Genomic DNA, 16,961 nt, shown 5'->3' with positions numbered 1-16,961 from the left:
AATCCCCCGAGGATTGGTTTGTGTGGCAAAATTCCCTTCGTCCCCCCGAACGGCAGAGGGGACTTTCACAACACGACCTAGGGCGAGGACTCAGACCCCGGCCGCCCGGGCCTTCTCGTAGACCTCCGTGGCGACGTCCTTCAGTTCCTGGGCGTCGCGCGGAGTGGTCTGGAGGTCGATCAGGATCTCCTCCAGACCCACCGCCGCGTGTGCCACCAGGTCCTCCACGATCTGGTCGGCGCTGCCCTGGAAGGGCTGCCGGTCGGGGCCGTCATAGGGCTTGGCCGTGTGCACGGCGTTGACCCGTACGACCGTCTGGATCGGTTCGGTGCGGCCGCGTTCGGCCGCCAGGTCCTGCAACTCCCGCCACTGGGCGGCGAGCCGCTCGGCGCCCATGCCCACCGGCAGCCAGCCGTCGGCGTGGTCCACCAGGCGCCGCTGCGCCCTCCTGCTGCCCGCGGCCAGCAGGACCGGGATCGGCCGGGCGGGCTTGGGGCCGACCACGGCGGAGGCGATCCTCGTCAGGTCCCCGTCGTACTTCACCGGGTCCGGGCCCCACACGGCCCGGCACACCGCGATCAGCTCGTCGAGCACCTTGCCGCGCTCCTCGAACGGCCGGATTCCGGCGGCCGCGTACTCGTCGAGCGACCAGCCGGTGCCCAGGCCCGCGACCACCCGGCCGCCGGTCGCGGCGTCCAGCGAGGCCAGCGACTTGGCCAGTTGGAAGGGGACGTGCAGCGGCGCGACCAGCACACTGGTGCCCAGCCTCGCCCGCTCGGTGACCGCGGCGGCGAGGGTGAGGGTGACCAGGGGCTCGGCCACGTCCCGGTACGAGTCCGGCCAGGGGAGACCCTCGATGTTGTACAGCCCCTGCGTGGCGGGCTCCGGGAAGAGGGCCCGCTCGAAGACCCACAGGCTGTCGTAGCCGATCCGCTCGGCGGTACGGGCCACGTCGGGAACGTCCGTGCCGATGGAGTACTGCCGCATCTGGGGAAGGCTGAGGCCGAGCCGAGTCGTCATTCCGGTGCTCCTTCGCAATCGGGTCGTGCCGTCAACGTAGGACGATCACGAGGTGATTCCGAGGTGGCTCGCACAGCGACCGGATCAGGCCGTCTCAGCGGGACAGCGGCGTGAGCAGCATCCGCCCTGCCAGCCCCACCGCCGCGTCCAGCCGCTCGGTGAACTCCTCGGCCAGGTCGCCGAACCGGCGCAGCGCCCACAGGGCCCGCGCCGCCGACCAGGTCGCGTCCCGGGCCCGCTCCAGGCTCCAGGAACCCAGCAGATGGGTCAGCGGATCGGCGATCTGGAGCAGATCGGGGCCCGGCATCAGATCCTCGCGGATGCGTTCCTCCAGTGAGACGAGCAGTTCGCCGACGCGGTCGAACTCGTCCTCCAGATCGGCCGGTTCGCAGTCGAGCGCATGGCAGCTGTCCACCACGGCCAGCGCCAGGTCGTGCCCGATGTGGGCGTTGATGCCGGCCAGCGCGAACTGCAGTGGTCGTACCCCGGGATGGCGGCGCAGCTGGAACAGCGGCCGCCAGCAGGCCGGCGGACGGCGGTCGCCCTCCGCCGCGTCCACGGCGGCCAGGTACCGCTCCGCGAACCGCACGTCCAGCGTCGCGGCGGCTCTGGGATCCCCGAACCGGCCCGCGTCCAGCCGCCGTTCGACCTCCTCCGTGACGGAGAGGTAGACACGGTTGAAGACCGCGACCCCGTCCCGCCCGGGCAGGGCCGCGTCCAGCGCGCGCATCCGGGAGACGACGGTGCCGACCGGAGCGATGAGGTGTTCCGACTGCGCCATGGGGGAAGCGTCCCAGCCCCGGGCCGGCCGACGCGCCGACGGGCCCGGCGCTTCCCCGGAACGGGGGACGGAGACCTTGATCCCGGTGCGCGCCTACGGCCGGGTCTCGTCGTAGGAGCTGGTGCCCTCGTCCAGCAGGGGCTCCTGCCCCCTGAGGTGGGCGGGGGCGAAGGCGCGCAGCGTGTGGTAGCCGACGATGACGACAAGGGTGCCGAGGGCGATGCCGCTGAGGGAGAAGGTGTCGGTGAACTTCATGCTGACGTTGCCGACGCCGATGATGATGCCCGCGGCGGCCGGGACCAGGTTCAGCGGGTTGCGCAGATCGACCTTGGCATGCAGCCAGATCTGGGCGCCGAGCAGGCCGATCATGCCGTACAGGATGACGGTGATGCCGCCGAGCACCCCGCCCGGGACCGCGGCCACGACCGCGCCGAACTTGGGGCAGACGCCGAAGAGCAGCGCGAAGCCGGCGGCGGCCCAGTAGGCGGCGGTGGAGTAGACCCGGGTCGCGGCCATCACGCCGATGTTCTCGGAGTAGGTGGTGTTCGGCGGGCCGCCCACGGCGGTGGAGAGCACGGAGGCGACCCCGTCCGCCGAGATCGCCGTGCCGAGCCGGTCGTCGAGGGATTCGCCGGTCATCTCGCCGACGGCCTTGACGTGTCCGGCGTTCTCCGCGACCAGGGCGATCACGACCGGGAGGGCGACCAGGACAGCCGACCACTGGAAGGACGGTCCGTGGAAGGAGGGCAGCCCGATCCAGTCCGCCCTGCCGACGCCGGTGAGGTCGAGGCGCCAGTGGTCGGTGACCTTGCCGCCCGGGCCGGTGGAGTGGATCCGGCCGAAGATCCGGTCGAGGGCCCAGGACAGGACGTACCCGAAGACCAGGCCCAGGAAGATCGCGATCCGGGACCAGAAACCACGCAGACAGACGACGGCCAGAGCGGTGAAGGCCATCACCAGCAGGGCGGTCCACTGGTCCTGCGGCCAGTAGGTGGAGGCGGTCACCGGGGCCAGGTTGAAGCCGATCAGCATGACGACCGCTCCGGTGACGATCGGCGGCATCGCGGCGTGGATGATCCGGGCGCCGAAGCGCTGGACGGCCAGGCCGACCAGGAAGAGCACGGCGCCGACCACGAGGACCGCGCCGGTCACGGTGGCGCTGGTGCCGCCCTGGGCGCGGATGACGGCCGCGACCCCCACGAAGGACAGGGAACAGCCCAGGTAGCTGGGGACCCGGCCACGGGTCGCGAGCAGGAAGATCACGGTCGCGACGCCGGACATCATGATCGCGAGGTTGGGATCCAGACCCATCAGCACCGGCGCCACGAAGGACGCGCCGAACATCGCGACCACATGCTGGGCGCCGAGCCCGATCGTGCGGGGCCAGGAGAGCCGTTCGTCGGGGCGTACCACCGCTCCGGGCGCGGGCGTGCGCCCGTCTCCGTGCAGTTTCCAGCGCACGCCGAGATCCATGGTGGGGGTTCGCTTTCTTCCAGGTGCTGTGAAGACGGCTTCGTACGTGAAGACGGTCCGGACCATTGTCATGGCTACCTGGCCGTCCTACGCTCACACGGTCCTACCTGTGAACCAAGTTCACGTATCTGATTGGCGGCTGCTCTGTCCGATTCCCGTCCGATTCCTGTCCGACTCCAGTCCGGTTCTCGTCCGGTTCAAGTCCGATCGGAGTGCTCGATGAGTGGAAGATCCCGTGCGGCCGTCGTCCTGACGGCACTCGCGGCCATCGGGGCCGTCCTCGTTCCCTCCGCCCACGCGACCGCGCGGGCCCCGAAGGCCCCCGACACAGCCGTGCTCGACGGCGCCCGCCTCCAGCGGACCAAGATCGACCTGGACCGCGGCGACCCCCGGCTCCGCCGCGCCGTCAAGGACCTGACGAGCCGCGCCGACGCCTGGCTGGGGCAGGGCCCCTGGACGGTCGTCGACAAGCCGAAGCCCGCCCCCGGCGGCGACGTCCACGAATACCTGAGCCAGGCCCCCTACTGGTGGCCCACCACGACGCCCACCGCCGACAACCCCTGGGGCTGCCCCTACGTCCAGCGCGACGGACAGCGCAATCCCGAGGTCGACACCGGTACCGACCGCCAGGACGTCGAGAAGGTCTTCGACTCGGCCTACGACCTCTCCCTCGCCTGGTACTACACGGGCAAGCGGCAGTACGCCGAGAAGGCCGGGCGGGTCCTGCGCACCTGGTTCCTCGACCCGGCGACCCGGATGAACCCGAACCTCGACCACGCCCAGTTCATCCCGTGCAAGTACGACGGCCGGGCCATCGGCGTCATCGACTTCTCCCAGTCGTACACGAGCGTGGTCGACGCCCTCGCGATCCTCGCCACCGGCGCACCCGGCTGGAGCGCCGCCGACCGCGCCGGGATGCGCGGCTGGAACACGGACTTCCGCGACTGGCTGGAGAACAGCGCCTTCGGACAGGAGGAGGGCGCCGCCGCCAACAACCACGGCACCTTCTACGACATGCAGCTCGCCGCCCTCGCCTACGCGACCGGGGACAAGGCGCTGGCGAGGAAGACCGTGCTGGACGCCCGGGCCGGGCGGATCGACCCGCAGATCGCGGGCGACGGGAGCCAGCCGCAGGAGCTGGCGCGGACCAGGAGCTGGCACTACTCGACCTTCGACCTGGTCGCCTACACCCGGCTCGCGGCCATCGGCCGGCATGTCGGAGTGAACCTCTGGACCTACCGGGGACCGGACGGGCAGAGCCTGTCCAAGGCCGTGGACTACCTGCTGCCCGCCGCCACCGGAGCCGCCGACTGGCCGTATCCGGAGCTGGAGTTCCACCGCTACGCCGCGTCCGACGTCGTCCACGCGGCCGCCGACGCCGGTGACAGGGCGGCCCAGCGGGCGGTGCGACGGCTGGAGGCGCCCCCCGGCGGCGACCTCTGGGCGCTGCGCCCGGCCGCCGAACAACTGGACTCGATCGCGGGCTGAGGCCGCCGACGGGGTTCCTGAGCGCTCGCTTAGACTGGCGTCAGCTGAAGGTCAGCGAAATGTCAGCAACGCCCAGGAGCCCCGCCCGTGACCGCCGAAGCCCCGCCCGCGCCCGCCCTGTCCTACGGCCGGCTGATCCCCGTCACCGTCCACTTCGACGACCTGGACGCGCTCGGGCTGCTCCACAACGCCCGCTACCCGGTGATGGTCGAGCGGGCCTGGGCCGAGCTCTGGCAGGAACACGGCTTCGCCTTCGAGGGCGACTGGGCCGCGGCCGAGGACGCCTGCAACGCGGTCAAGGAACTCCGGATCGGCTACGAGGCGCCGGTCACCCGGCCGGGCACCTACGCCGTCCACCTGTGGCTGGAACGGCTCGGCAACACCGGCCTGACCTACGGCTTCCGGTTCTGCTCGGCGGACGGCCGGACCACCTACGCGCACGGCACCCGGGTCCTGGTCCGGCTGGACGCGGCGACCCTGCGCCCCGCCCCCTGGAGCGAGCGCTTCAGGGTCGCGGGCCGGGAACTGCTGCGGCCGACGGGCTGACCTCCGCCCGTGCTCCGCGCTCCCCGGCCCGCAGCACGCCCGCGAACACCACCAGACCGCAGGTGAGGGCCGTGACCACACCGAACGACACCACCAGGCTGGTGGCCTGGGCCACCCCGCCGATCAGACTGGGCGCGACCAGCCCCGAGGTGTAGGTGATGGTCGCGACACCCGCGATGGCCTGACTCGGGTTCGGCCCGGCGTGCCCGGCGGCCGCGAAGCACAGCGGTACGACGACGGCGATGCCGAGGCCCATCAGCGCGAACCCGGTCATGGCCACCGCCGGACGCCCGGCGAGGACGATCAGCAGCCCGCCGAGCGCGGCCAGCACACCCCCCGCGCGCACGGTACGCACCGTGCCGAAGCGGTTCACCACGGCGTCCCCGCTGATCCGGGCGATCGCCATGGTCAGCATGAACCCCGTGGTGGTGGCCGCCGCGAGCCCCGCCGAACTGTCCATCCGGTCCCGCAGGAACACCGCCGACCAGTCCAGGCTGGCCCCCTCCGCGAACACCGCGCAGAAGCCGACCGCGCCGATCAGCAGGGCGGACCGGGGCGGCAGCGCGAACCGCGGCGGCGGTTCCTCGTCCTCGGCGGGCTGCACGTCCAGCACCCAGCCGGCCGCCAGGACACCGAGCACGGTGAGAGTGGCGGCGGCCAGCGCGAAGTGCAGCCGGGCGTCCGCGCCGAGGTGTGCGGCGAGGGTGCCCGCCGCCGAGCCGATCAGGGCGCCGGCGCTCCACATGCCGTGCAGTCCCGACATGATCGACTTCCCGAGCAGCCGCTCCACCTCCACGCCGAGGGCGTTCATCGCGACGTCGGCCATGCCCGCGCTGGCGCCGTACACGAACATCGCCAGGCAGAGCGTGTACAGGTTCGGCGCGAGGGACGGCAGGACCAGCGACAGCGTCCACATCGCGATCAGCCCGCGCAGTGCCGTACGGCTGCCGAAGCGATGGCTGATCCGGCCCGCCAGCGGCATCGAGCAGGATGCGCCGAACGCGGTGAAGGCGAGCGCGAAGCCGAGTTGCCCCGCGCTCAGGCCGGCGTGGTCCTGGATCCAGGGCACCCGGGTCGCGAACGAGCCGGTGACGGCACCGTGCACGGTGAACACGGCGGCGACGGCGTACCGCGCCCGCTTCACCCCGTGCAGCTCGTGGTCCGCGTCTCTCATGGCTCTCATGGTCCTGCCCTCCCAGGGTGGGTGCCGCCCCGCTGTCGCGCCGTAAACTATCAGGGACCCTGCCTGATAGATAGGAGCGATGCGGCCGTCCTGGGCCGCGCAGATCTGGGAGGATGCCCGTCATGCCCGCATCACCGAGCACCGCCCGGGCCATCAACGACCGGCTCGCGCTGACCCTGCTCCAGCAGGAAGGCGCGCTGACGGCAGGGCAGTTGAAGCAGCTGACCGGGCTGTCCCGGCCCACCGTCGCGGACCTCGTCGAACGGCTCACCGCCTCCGGCCTGATCACGGTGGTCGGCGAGTCCGGCGCACAGCGCCGGGGGCCGAACGCCCGGCTGTACGGCATCGTCGCCGACCGCTTCTGTCTGGCCGCCCTCGATGTGCGCACCGAGAGCGTCTCGGTGCTGGTGTCCGACCTGGTGGGGCGAGTGCTGGCGCAGGGGTCGGTGCCGGTCGGGCCGGAGGCGGGCGAGGCAGCGGCCGTCGAGCGGGCGGTGGAGCTGGTGGAGCGGGCGGCCAAGGAGGCGGGGGTCTCCGGCGGCGGGCGGCTGCACACCGTCGGCATCGGGGCGCCCGGACTCATCGACCCTGCGAGCGGCGAGCTCCGCGACTCGGCGGGCCTGCCGGCCTGGCACCGTCGGCTGGTCGCCGCCGTCCAGGAGCGGTTCCCACAGGCTCGGGTCAGCGTCGAGAACGAGACCAATCTGGCCGCCCTGGCCGAACAGCGGGAGGGCGCAGCCCGCGACCGCGACACCTTCGTGCTGCTCTGGCTGGGACTCAGCTGCGGCGCGGCCGTCGTCCTGGACGGCAGCCTGCGCCGGGGCGCCTCCGGTGGCACGGGCGAGATCGGCTTCCTGCCGGTGCCGTGCACGCGCGCGCTGCCGTCGGCGACGGACTGCGCCGGCGGCTACCACTCCCTGGTGGGCGCGGTCGCGATCGCCGAGCTGGCCGGGCAACACGGGTTGCCTCCGGCAGAGCCGACGGACCCCGAGCCCGCGGCCGCGAGGCTGGTGGGGGAGGCGGCCCGGCGCACGGGTGAAGCCGGCGACGACCCGTCAGCGCCCCGTGGGGGCAAGGGGCTCCGCGCGACCGGCCACGACCTGGCCGCAGACGGGTGCCGACCTCACCTGGAATCCCCTGCCCGCTTCCTCGACGCCCTCGCCGACCGCGTCGCCATCGGTGTCGCGGCAGTCGTCGCCGTCCTGGACCCCGGCTGCGTGGTCCTCGGCGGCGAGATCGGCGCGGCCGGCGGCACCGCGCTCGCCACCCGCGTGGAGGAACGGCTGCGCCGGATGTCCCCGCTGGCCACCGAGGTTCGGGCGAGCGCCCTCGGTGGCGGGGCCGTACTGCGCGGAGCGCTTCTGACGGCGCGGGAGCGGGCCCAGGACGAACTGTTCGCGCCGCGGGACCGCTGACCCGACCGCCCGGCTGGGCGACCCGGCGACGGGCAAGGGCCGTCGTCACCGCCGCCGGGCCCGCCCGAACGATAAATGGACTAGACCAGTAGGGTCAAGGGCTGCGGATCAAGTCAAGTTGCCTGGTCCGAGGGCCCGTTGGGTGCCGCTCGGGCATATGACGGCCCGTCTGGGAAGTCCAGCGGCACGGTCTGTGAGGCAGCCCACACGGCACCCCTGCATGGACCGCCTTCGGGCGTGGCACACTGGCCGTGTACCAGAAGCAGCGCACTCCGGGGTCGGTGAAAGTCCGAACCGGCGGTTACAGTCCGCGACCCGTCCGCTTCCAGCGGCCGGTTGACCAGGTGAAATTCCTGGACCGACGGTTAAAGTCCGGATGGGAGGCAGTGCGCGGCGGGCGAGCATGAACCTGTGCGCGCCGCCGTATCTGGTCTCGTCCGTCACGGGCGGGACCTTGTCGGCGTCGTTCCCGGTGTGCTCTTCCGTCCTTTCTGTCGTTCGTCGACAGGCCCCGGAGTCCGTGCCCTATTGAGGCAGGAGGACCCGGGAAGTGTTCACCGGAATCGTCGAAGAGCTGGGTGAGATCACCGCCGTCGAGAACCTCGGCGACGCCTCCCGTTTCCGGCTCCGTGGCCCCGTGGTGACCGAGGGCGCGCAGCACGGCGACTCCATCGCCGTGAACGGGGTCTGTCTGACCGTCGTGGAGCACGAGGGCGACGAGTTCACCGCCGACGTCATGCAGGAGACCCTGAAGCGCTCCTCGCTCGGCGCGCTGGAGGTCGGCTCCCGCGTCAACCTGGAGCGCCCCACCGCCGTCGGCGCCCGGCTCGGCGGCCACATCGTGCAGGGCCACGTGGACGGCACCGGTCAGGTGCTGTCCCGCACCCCGTCCGAGAACTGGGAGATCGTCAAGATCTCCCTCCCCGCCGACCTCGCCCGCTACGTGGTCGAGAAGGGCTCCATCACCGTCGACGGCATCAGCCTCACCGTCGTCGAGGCCGGCCCTGAACACTTCACCGTCAGCCTCATCCCGACCACCCTCGACCTGACCACCCTGGGCCGCAAGCAGCCCGGCGACCCGGTCAACCTCGAGGTCGACATCGTCGCCAAGTACGTGGAGCGGCTGCTCGCGAACACGCAGGGAGCAGGCCGGTGAACTGGCTGAACTCCGAGGCCTTCGTCCTGTTCGGCCAGCACATCCTGTGGTCGGACATGATCGGCAACATCCTCGGTCTGATCGCCCTCGCGCTCGGCTGGCGCCGCAACCTGTGGAGCTGGCCGGTCCAGTTCGCCTCCGGCCTCATCCTCTTCGGCGCCTTCTACGGCCACTTGACCGGCAGCGCCGGCAAGCAGGCCGTCGTCATGGCCGTCGCGCTGTACGGCTGGTGGCAGTGGAACCGGAACAAGAGCGGGGGCACCGACGGCCACATCGCGCCCCGGTTCGCCACCTGGCGCGAGCGCGGCGCGATGACCGCCGCCGCGGCCGTCGGTACCGTCGCCGTCGCCCTGCTCTTCAAGGCCTACCCGTCCCTGTCCTGGGACCCCTGGCCGGACGCCTACATCTTCGTCGGCACCGTCGTCGCCATGTACGCCCAGGCCCGCGGCATGGTCGAGTTCTGGATCGCCTGGCTCCTGGTCGACCTGGTCGGCGTCCCCCTCAACTTCGCCAACGGCTACGCCTTCTCCGGCTTCGTCTACGTCATCTACGGCGCGCTCGTCCTGTGGGGCATGCGCGACTGGTGGCTGCGCTCCCGCCAGGGCACGCGGCCCGCTCTGGAAGGAGCACCCGCATGACCGCGGCACCCATCCTCTACCGCACCGAGGGCATCGAGGACCTCACCCTCGACCCCGTCGAGCAGGCCATCGCCGACATCGCGGCCGGCCGGCCGATCGTGGTCGTCGACGACGAGGACCGCGAGAACGAGGGCGACCTCGTCATCGCCGCAGAGAAGGCCACCCCCGAGATCATCGCCTTCATGATGAGCGAGTGCCGCGGCCTGATCTGCGCCCCCATGGAGGGCGCCGAACTCGACCGGCTCCAGCTGCCGCAGATGGTCGAGGACAACACCGAGTCCATGAAGACCGCGTTCACCGTCTCCGTGGACGCCTCCGCCGCGCACGGCGTCACCACCGGCATCTCCGCCGCCGACCGCGCCACCACCCTGCGGCTGCTGGCCGGCGGGAAAGCCGAGCCCTCGGACCTGGTCCGCCCCGGCCACGTGTTCCCGCTGCGCGCCCGGCCCGGTGGCGTCCTCACCCGTGACGGGCACACCGAGGCCGCCGTCGACCTGGCCCGGCTCGCGGGCCTGCGGCCGGCCGGCGCCATCGTCGAGATCGCCGGCGAGGACGGCCGGATGCTCCGTCTTCCCGAGCTGATCCCGTTCGCCCGCAAGCACGGCCTGACGATCATCTCCATCGCCGACCTGATCACCTACCGCCGCTCCGCCGAGCCCACGGTCCGCCGTGAGGCCGAGGTCAGCCTGCCCACCAGGCACGGGGCGTTCACGGCGTTCGGCTACCGCTCCACCGCCGACGGGGTCGAGCACGTCGCCCTGGTCCACGGTGAGCTCGGCGACGGCGAGGACGTCCTGGTCCGGGTCCACTCCGAGTGCCTCACCGGAGACGTCTTCGGCTCCGCCCGCTGCGACTGCGGCCCCCAGCTCGACGCCGCCCTGGACCGCATCCAGGACGAGGGCCGGGGTGTCGTCGTCTACCTGCGCGGCCACGAGGGGCGGGGCATCGGGCTGCTGTCCAAGCTGCGCGCGTACGAACTCCAGGAGCGCGGTCGCGACACCCTCGACGCCAACCTCGAACTCGGCCTGCCCGCGGACGCCCGCGACTACGCCGCCGGCGCCCAGATCCTGACCGACCTCGGCGTCCGCAGTGTGCGGCTGATGACCAACAACCCCGACAAGACCGAGGCGTTGCTCAGCCATGGCCTCAAGGTCAGCGGCCGGGAGCCGATGCCCGTCCAGGCGGGCGAGCACAACCTCCGCTACCTGCGCACCAAGCGGGACCGGATGGGTCACGACCTGCCGTGGCTGGACGCCCCTTCCGGGGCGGCTCCCACCTGCGGCAACCAGTAAAGAAAGAGCACGGAGGAGAGACGTGAGCGGCAAGGGCGCACCGGAGTTGTCCGTACGCAATGTCAGCGACCTGCGGGTCGCCGTCATCGCGGCCCAGTGGCACGAGAAGGTGATGGACGGTCTGGTGGACGGCGCCCTGCGCGCCCTGCGCGACCTGGGGATCGACGAGCCGACCCTGCTGCGGGTCCCCGGCAGCTGGGAGCTCCCGGTCGCGGCCAAGGTCCTCGCGGGCCGCGGCTACGACGCCGTGGTCGCCCTCGGGGTCGTCATCCGCGGTGGCACCCCGCACTTCGAGTACGTGTGCCAGGGCGTCACCCAGGGCCTCACCCAGGTCTCCGTCGAGACCGGCGTCCCCGTCGGCTTCGGCCTGCTCACCTGCGACGACGAGGAGCAGGCCCTGGACCGGGCGGGACTGGAAGGCTCCCGCGAGGACAAGGGCCACGAGGCGGTGACGGCGGCGGTGGCGACGGCGGCCACGCTCCGCTCAGTATCTGAACCCTGGCACTGAGCGACGCGGGGTTTGGCGTAGTCTGGCGCTCACCATGTCCAACAAGACTTTCGAGGAGCTCTTCACCGAGCTCCAGCACAAGGCCGCCCACGGCGACCCCGCCACGTCCCGTACCGCCGAGCTGGTCGGGAAGGGGGTCCATGCCATCGGCAAGAAGGTCGTCGAAGAGGCCGCCGAGGTCTGGATGGCCGCCGAGTACGAGGGCAAGGAAGCCGCTGCCGAGGAGATCTCCCAGCTGCTGTACCACGTCCAGGTGATGATGGTCGCCCGCGGAATCTCGCTGGACGACGTGTACGCCCACCTGTAGAGCCTTTCCGACAAACCCCCTTTTTTCGAGCGAAGGAAGCCGACCTCATGCTGCGCATCGCCGTCCCCAACAAGGGTTCCCTCTCAGGCCCTGCGGCGGACATGCTGCATGAGGCCGGCTACCGGCAGCGCCGGGAGTCCAAGGAACTCCGCACCGTCGACCCGGTCAACGACGTCGAGTTCTTCTACCTGCGTCCCCGGGACATCGCGATCTACGTCTCCTCCGGCCGCCTGGACATCGGCATCACCGGCCGGGACCTGCTCATCGACTCCGGTGCCCACGCCGAGGAGATCCTGCCGCTGGGCTTCGCTCGCTCCACCTTCCGCTTCGCCTCGAAGCCCGGCGCGGCCGACGCCCTGACGGACCTGACGGGGAAGACGGTCGCCACCTCCTACGAGGGCATCGTCGCCAAGCACCTCGCCGACAGCGGCGTCGACGCCTCCGTGGTCCACCTGGACGGCGCCGTCGAGACCGCCATCGAACTCGGGGTCGCCGAGGTCATCGCCGACGTCGTCGAGACCGGCACCTCGCTGCGCAACGCGGGCCTGGAGGTCTTCGGCGAGCCGATCATGACCTCCGAGGCGATCGTCATCCGCCGGGCGGGCGCCGACATCGAGGAACCCAAGGTCCAGCAGTTCCTGCGCCGCCTCCAGGGCGTCCTGGTCGCGCGGACCTACGTGATGATGGACTACGACTGCCGGGTCGAGCAGCTGGAGAAGGCCGTCGCCCTCACCCCGGGTCTGGAGTCCCCGACCGTCTCCCCGCTGCACAACGAGGGCTGGGTCGCCGTCCGCGCCATGGTCCCCACCAAGGACGCGCAGCGGATCATGGACGACCTGTACGACATCGGCGCCCGCGCCATCCTGACCACGGCCATCCACGCCTGCCGCCTCTGAAACCCCCCGAGAGATGTCCGAGCTTCCTTCCCTGCCCGTCACCTTCCGGCCGGGCCACACCCGCGTGATCCTGCTCACCGCCGGTCTCGCCATGTTCGCCACCATCACCGCGGTCGCGCTGCTCCTCGAACAGCTCGGCCCGGGGGAGCAGCTCAGCTTCGTCGTCACCGGCGCGCTGATCTTCTGGGTGCTGGCCCAGCTGGCCCGGGTGAAAGTGGTCGCCGACGAGTCCGGGGTCACCGTCGTCAACGTCGCCAGCCGGCGGCATCTGGAGTGGGCGGAGATCGTCCAGGTGAACCTCCGCCCGGGTGACCCGTGGGTGTTCCTGAACCTCAGCGACGGCACCAGCCTGCCCGCGCTCGGCATCCAGCCGGGCATCGCGAAGCAGCGCGCGATCGCCGACGCCAAGGCGCTGCGGGCCCTCGCCGAGGCGCACGCGAGCCACGACCCCGAGCAGCACCAGGGCTGAAATCACGCAACTTCGGGGCCGCCTCGGGGTCGTCCACCCTGCCCTTGCGGGCCCTGTCTTGATTAATCTGTTGGCGGAGGCTTTTCACGTCCCGCCTCCGCCCCTGTCGCGCGCCCCGCGCACAGGGGTTCCTGCTACCCGAGGAGTGACCCTCTCCGGCGATGGACGGATCGTCCTGTAGTACCTGCGCCGCCCCCTCCCGACATACCGCGGAACGCCTTTTCGCAGTCCGTGAAGGCTCGGAGGCGGCGGCATCATGACCACCCCCCTGCTGCTCCTGGCAGCCGCGTTCCTGCTCATCCTCGCCAACGGCTTCTTCGTGGCCGCGGAGTTCGGTCTGGTGACCGTGGAGCGACCCGAGGCCGAGAAGGCCGCCGCCGACGGCGACAAGCGCGCCGGTACGGTCGTCGAGTCGCTGAAGGAACTGTCCTTCCAGCTCTCCGGCACCCAGCTCGGCATCACCATCACCTCCCTGGTCGTCGGCATGCTCGCCGAACCGGCACTGGCCGCACTGCTGCGCGGCCCGCTCACCGCGACCGGTCTGCCCGACGGCGCGGTCTCGGGCATCTCCGTCGTCATCGGCATGCTGCTGGCCTCGGCGATCCAGATGGTGATCGGCGAGCTCGTGCCCAAGAACTGGGCGGTCTCCAAGCCGCTCCAGGTCGCGCGCTTCGTCGCCGGCCCGCAGTCCCGCTTCTCGCGCCTGTTCCGGCCGGTCATCGCCGCGCTGAACACGGTCGCCAACCGGCTCGTCCGCGCCCTGGGTGTCGAGCCCGCCGACGAACTGGCCTCCGCCCGCACCCCGGGCGAGCTGGTCTCGCTGGCCAGGCACTCCGCGCAGGCCGGCGCGCTGGAACAGGACACGGCCGACCTGTTCGTGCGCACCCTGTCCCTGGGCGAGCTGACCGCGCAGCACGTCATGACCCCCCGGGTGAAGGTCAGCGCGCTCCAGGACTCGGCGACCGCCGAGGACGTGGTCAACCTCACCCGGGCCACCGGCCTGTCCCGTTTCCCGGTCTACCGGGAGAAGATCGACGAGATCGTCGGCATGGCCCACCTCAAGGACGCCCTGGCGGTCTCGGTCCACGACCGGCTGCGCACCCCCGTCGGCCGCATCGCCCGCAAGGCGCTGCTGGTCCCCGAGACCCTCCCGGTCCAGCCGCTGCTCGCCCGGCTCCGGTCCGAGCAGCCCATCGCGGTCGTCGTCGACGAGTACGGCGGTACGGCCGGGGTGGTCACCCTGGAGGACATCGTCGAGGAACTCGTCGGCGAGGTCCGCGACGAGCACGACAGCCCGGACGCGCCGGAACTCGCGGCCGCCCCGGCCCAGGACGGCAGGCCCGCCTGGGACGTCGACGGCAGTGTCCGCGTCGACATCCTCCAGCGGATAGGCCTCGACGTACCCGAGGGCCCGTACGAGACGGTCGCCGGTCTGGTCGCCGACCTGCTCGGCCGGATCCCGGCACCCGGCGACCGGGCCGAGCTGCCCGGCTGGCGGCTGTCGGTCCGCCGGGTCGGCCACTACCGCGCCGAGCGGGTCCGCCTGGTCCGCACCGCCCCCGCCGTCGCGGAGGCCGTCCGATGAGCGTTCTCCAACTGGTCCTCGCCGCCCTGCTGGTGCTCACCAACGGCTTCTTCGTGGGCGCGGAGTTCGCGCTGGTCTCGGTTCGCCGCAGCCAGATCGAACCGCTGGGCACGGCCCGGGCACGCCAGGTGCTCTACGGGCTGGAGCGCCTCCCGCAGATGATGGCCGCCGCCCAGTTCGGCATCACCGTCTGCTCGCTGACGCTCGGCGCGGTCGCCGAGCCGACGGTGGCGCACCTGCTGGAACCGCTGTTCGAGGCGGTACGGCTGCCGGAGGGCATGATCCACCCGCTGGGCTATGTGATCGCGCTCGCCGGGGTCGTCTTCTTCCATCTCGTCATCGGTGAGATGGTGCCGAAGAACCTGGCGATGGCGGCGCCCGAGAAGGCTGCGCTGTGGCTGAGTCCCGGCCTGGTGGCCTTCGCCCGCGTGTGCCGGCCGATCACGGTCGCCCTGGGGGCCTGTGCCCAGGGCATCCTGAAGCTGTTCCGGGTGGAGCCGAAGGACGAGGTCGAGGCCGTCGTCACCAGCGAGCAGCTCAACCGGCTCCTGGAGGACTCCGGCCAGGCGGGCCTGCTCGACCCGGAGGAGCGGGAGCGCCTGGAGGACGCGCTGGAACTGGGCTCCCGCCCGGTGACGGACGTCCTGCTGCGCCGCGAGTCCCTGATCACGGTTCCGCCGTCGGTCACCCCGGGCCAGATCGTCGAGCTCACCGCCCGCACGGGCTACTCCCGGTTCCCGGTCGCCGCCGAGTCCGGCGCGTTCATGGGCTACGTGCACGTGAAGGACGTGCTCGACCTGGAGGACTCGGACCGGGCGGTGCCGCAGCAGCTGTGGCGCCCGATGACGACCCTGCGGGCGGAGCTGCCTTTGGACGACGCGCTCACGGTGATGCGCCGGGCCGCGACGCACCTCGCGCAGGTGGCCGACGCGCACGGCAGGGTTCTGGGCCTCGCGGCACTGGAGGACGTGCTGGAACTGCTGGTGGGGGAGGTGACGGACCCGGCACACCGGGAGAAGCGGCCGACACGACCGCCCGAGCCCCGGTCCAGCGGGGAGCCGGAGGAAGTGACGGTGGGCTGAGGACCACCGGAAGCCGTGTGACCGGCGACGGCCGGTCACACGGCTTCCGCGCATGCGCGAGCCCGCACGGACGACCTCTCGTCCACCCCGTGGCGCGTACGCTGATATGCCGCGTTTGCAATTAACCGGCGTCTGCAACTATTGTGGCCGAGTCTTCGGACCACCGGACGCCCGTCGCCGCGCACCGCTGACCGCGCGCCGACGCCGCACAACACGGACCATCGACTACGTACCCACGGACGATCCCCCCTCGCCCCCGGCGGCCGGCGGGATCGACTAGGACAGGGAGAACTTCGTGACCTCCATCCCCGCCGTCACCCTCAACAACGGCGTCACCATGCCGCAGCTCGGCTTCGGTGTCTTCCAGGTACCCGACGAGGAGACCACGGGCGCCGTCGCCGACGCCCTGCGGGCCGGCTACCGCAGCATCGACACCGCCGCGATCTACGGCAACGAACGCGGCGTGGGCCGGGCGCTCGCCGACTCCGGCATCGCCCGCGACGAGCTGTTCGTCACCACGAAGCTGTGGAACACCGACCAGGGCTACGACACCACGCTCGCCGCCTTCGACGCCTCCCTGGACCGGCTCGGCCTGGACCACGTCGACCTCTACCTCATCCACTGGCCGACCCCGGCCCGCGACCTGTACCCCGACACGTGGCGTGCCCTGGAGAAGCTGTACGCCGACGGGCGCACCCGCGCCATCGGCGTCTCCAACTTCCAGCCCGCGCACCTGGAGCGTCTGCTCGACGCCTCCTCCGTCGTCCCGGCCGTGAACCAGGTCGAGCTCCACCCGGGCCTTCAGCAGGCGCAACTGCGCGACTTCCACGCCCGGCACGGCATCGCCACCGAGGCGTGGAGCCCGCTCGCCCAGGGCGCCGTCCTCAAGGACGACGCGGTCACCACCATCGCCGCCGCGCACGGCAAGAGCCCGGCCCAGGTCGTCCTGCGCTGGCATCTGCAGATCGGCAACGTGGTCATCCCCAAGTCGGTCACGCAGACCCGGATCCGCGAGAACCTCGACGTCTTCGACTTCGAGCTCACCGCCGAGGAGACCGACGCGCTCACCGCGCTCGACCGCGGCATGCGCACGGGCCCGGACCCCGACACCCTCAACTAGCC

At 71.6% G+C, this 16,961-nt stretch carries 17 protein-coding genes and 1 riboswitch; of the genes, 13 read left to right on the top strand and 4 right to left on the bottom strand.

What is annotated here, in order from left to right; all coding sequences use genetic code 11:
- Nucleotides 1–90 precede the first annotated feature (90 nt).
- The 3 genes from ACZ4O3_RS26615 to ACZ4O3_RS26605 form a co-directional block, all read right to left on the bottom strand.
- Complete coding sequence (locus ACZ4O3_RS26615) at nt 91–1,020, bottom strand: LLM class F420-dependent oxidoreductase (protein WP_467724618.1); 930 nt, start codon at nt 1,018–1,020, stop codon at nt 91–93.
- Between the two features lie 94 nt (nt 1,021–1,114).
- Nucleotides 1,115–1,801: a DUF5995 family protein gene (locus tag ACZ4O3_RS26610; protein ID WP_362723577.1), complete on the bottom strand. Its 687-nt coding sequence runs from the start codon at nt 1,799–1,801 to the stop codon at nt 1,115–1,117.
- Between the two features lie 93 nt (nt 1,802–1,894).
- Nucleotides 1,895–3,274: a uracil-xanthine permease family protein gene (locus ACZ4O3_RS26605; protein WP_362723573.1), complete on the bottom strand. Its 1,380-nt coding sequence runs from the start codon at nt 3,272–3,274 to the stop codon at nt 1,895–1,897.
- Nucleotides 3,275–3,493: 219 nt separating this feature from the next.
- Between ACZ4O3_RS26605 and ACZ4O3_RS26600 the strand changes: the two genes are divergently transcribed.
- Together ACZ4O3_RS26600 and ACZ4O3_RS26595 are read left to right on the top strand one after the other, a co-directional pair.
- A complete protein-coding gene (locus tag ACZ4O3_RS26600; RefSeq protein WP_467724616.1) occupies nt 3,494–4,762 on the top strand; it encodes an alginate lyase family protein in 1,269 nt (422 codons plus the stop codon).
- Between the two features lie 87 nt (nt 4,763–4,849).
- On the top strand, nt 4,850–5,308 hold the full coding sequence (locus tag ACZ4O3_RS26595; RefSeq protein WP_467724614.1) for an acyl-CoA thioesterase: 459 nt from the start codon (nt 4,850–4,852) through the stop codon (nt 5,306–5,308).
- Here the strand turns inward: ACZ4O3_RS26595 and ACZ4O3_RS26590 are convergent.
- The gene (locus tag ACZ4O3_RS26590) at nt 5,268–6,482 is read right to left on the bottom strand and encodes an MFS transporter (RefSeq protein WP_467724612.1); all 1,215 of its coding nucleotides are present in this window, start codon (nt 6,480–6,482) and stop codon (nt 5,268–5,270) included. The two genes, ACZ4O3_RS26595 and ACZ4O3_RS26590, sit on opposite strands and share 41 nt — an antisense overlap.
- Before the next feature lie 131 nt (nt 6,483–6,613).
- Between ACZ4O3_RS26590 and ACZ4O3_RS26585 the strand changes: the two genes are divergently transcribed.
- The 11 genes from ACZ4O3_RS26585 to ACZ4O3_RS26535 all read left to right on the top strand — a co-directional run bounded on the left by ACZ4O3_RS26585 (nt 6,614) and on the right by ACZ4O3_RS26535 (nt 16,959).
- Nucleotides 6,614–7,906 (top strand): ROK family transcriptional regulator, encoded by a 1,293-nt coding sequence (locus ACZ4O3_RS26585; protein WP_467724610.1) that lies wholly within the window; start codon nt 6,614–6,616, stop codon nt 7,904–7,906.
- Nucleotides 7,907–8,169: 263 nt separating this feature from the next.
- A riboswitch (FMN riboswitch) is annotated at nt 8,170–8,300 on the top strand.
- Between the two features lie 156 nt (nt 8,301–8,456).
- Nucleotides 8,457–9,062, top strand: coding sequence for a riboflavin synthase (locus ACZ4O3_RS26580; protein WP_362722569.1), 606 nt, complete (start codon nt 8,457–8,459; stop codon nt 9,060–9,062).
- Complete coding sequence (locus tag ACZ4O3_RS26575; RefSeq protein WP_467724609.1) at nt 9,059–9,700, top strand: nicotinamide mononucleotide transporter family protein; 642 nt, start codon at nt 9,059–9,061, stop codon at nt 9,698–9,700. Before ACZ4O3_RS26580 ends, ACZ4O3_RS26575 begins: the two co-directional genes overlap by 4 nt.
- Complete coding sequence (locus ACZ4O3_RS26570) at nt 9,697–10,992, top strand: bifunctional 3,4-dihydroxy-2-butanone-4-phosphate synthase/GTP cyclohydrolase II (RefSeq protein ID WP_362722575.1); 1,296 nt, start codon at nt 9,697–9,699, stop codon at nt 10,990–10,992. Before ACZ4O3_RS26575 ends, ACZ4O3_RS26570 begins: the two co-directional genes overlap by 4 nt.
- 22 nt (nt 10,993–11,014) lie before the next feature.
- Nucleotides 11,015–11,500, top strand: coding sequence for a 6,7-dimethyl-8-ribityllumazine synthase (gene ribH / locus ACZ4O3_RS26565; RefSeq protein WP_362722578.1), 486 nt, complete (start codon nt 11,015–11,017; stop codon nt 11,498–11,500).
- Between the two features lie 34 nt (nt 11,501–11,534).
- Nucleotides 11,535–11,807 carry a phosphoribosyl-ATP diphosphatase gene (locus ACZ4O3_RS26560; RefSeq protein WP_030946750.1) on the top strand — a complete coding sequence of 91 codons (273 nt, stop codon included), beginning with the start codon at nt 11,535–11,537 and terminating at the stop codon, nt 11,805–11,807.
- Between the two features lie 47 nt (nt 11,808–11,854).
- Nucleotides 11,855–12,703 carry an ATP phosphoribosyltransferase gene (gene hisG / locus ACZ4O3_RS26555; RefSeq protein ID WP_362722580.1) on the top strand — a complete coding sequence of 283 codons (849 nt, stop codon included), beginning with the start codon at nt 11,855–11,857 and terminating at the stop codon, nt 12,701–12,703.
- A gap of 13 nt (nt 12,704–12,716) precedes the next feature.
- The gene (locus tag ACZ4O3_RS26550) at nt 12,717–13,172 is read left to right on the top strand and encodes a PH domain-containing protein (RefSeq protein WP_384993950.1); all 456 of its coding nucleotides are present in this window, start codon (nt 12,717–12,719) and stop codon (nt 13,170–13,172) included.
- A 256-nt stretch (nt 13,173–13,428) separates the two neighbouring features.
- Nucleotides 13,429–14,757, top strand: a complete 1,329-nt coding sequence (locus tag ACZ4O3_RS26545; protein WP_362722586.1) for a hemolysin family protein — start codon at nt 13,429–13,431, stop codon at nt 14,755–14,757.
- Nucleotides 14,754–15,839, top strand: a complete 1,086-nt coding sequence (locus ACZ4O3_RS26540) for a hemolysin family protein (protein WP_362722589.1) — start codon at nt 14,754–14,756, stop codon at nt 15,837–15,839. Before ACZ4O3_RS26545 ends, ACZ4O3_RS26540 begins: the two co-directional genes overlap by 4 nt.
- A 337-nt stretch (nt 15,840–16,176) precedes the next feature.
- On the top strand, nt 16,177–16,959 hold the full coding sequence (locus ACZ4O3_RS26535; protein ID WP_467724740.1) for an aldo/keto reductase: 783 nt from the start codon (nt 16,177–16,179) through the stop codon (nt 16,957–16,959).
- The last annotated feature ends 2 nt before the right edge of the window (nt 16,960–16,961 follow it).

This window comes from Streptomyces sp. NPDC026515 (genome assembly GCF_055567595.1).
This window is presented reverse-complemented; position numbering and strand designations above follow the sequence as displayed.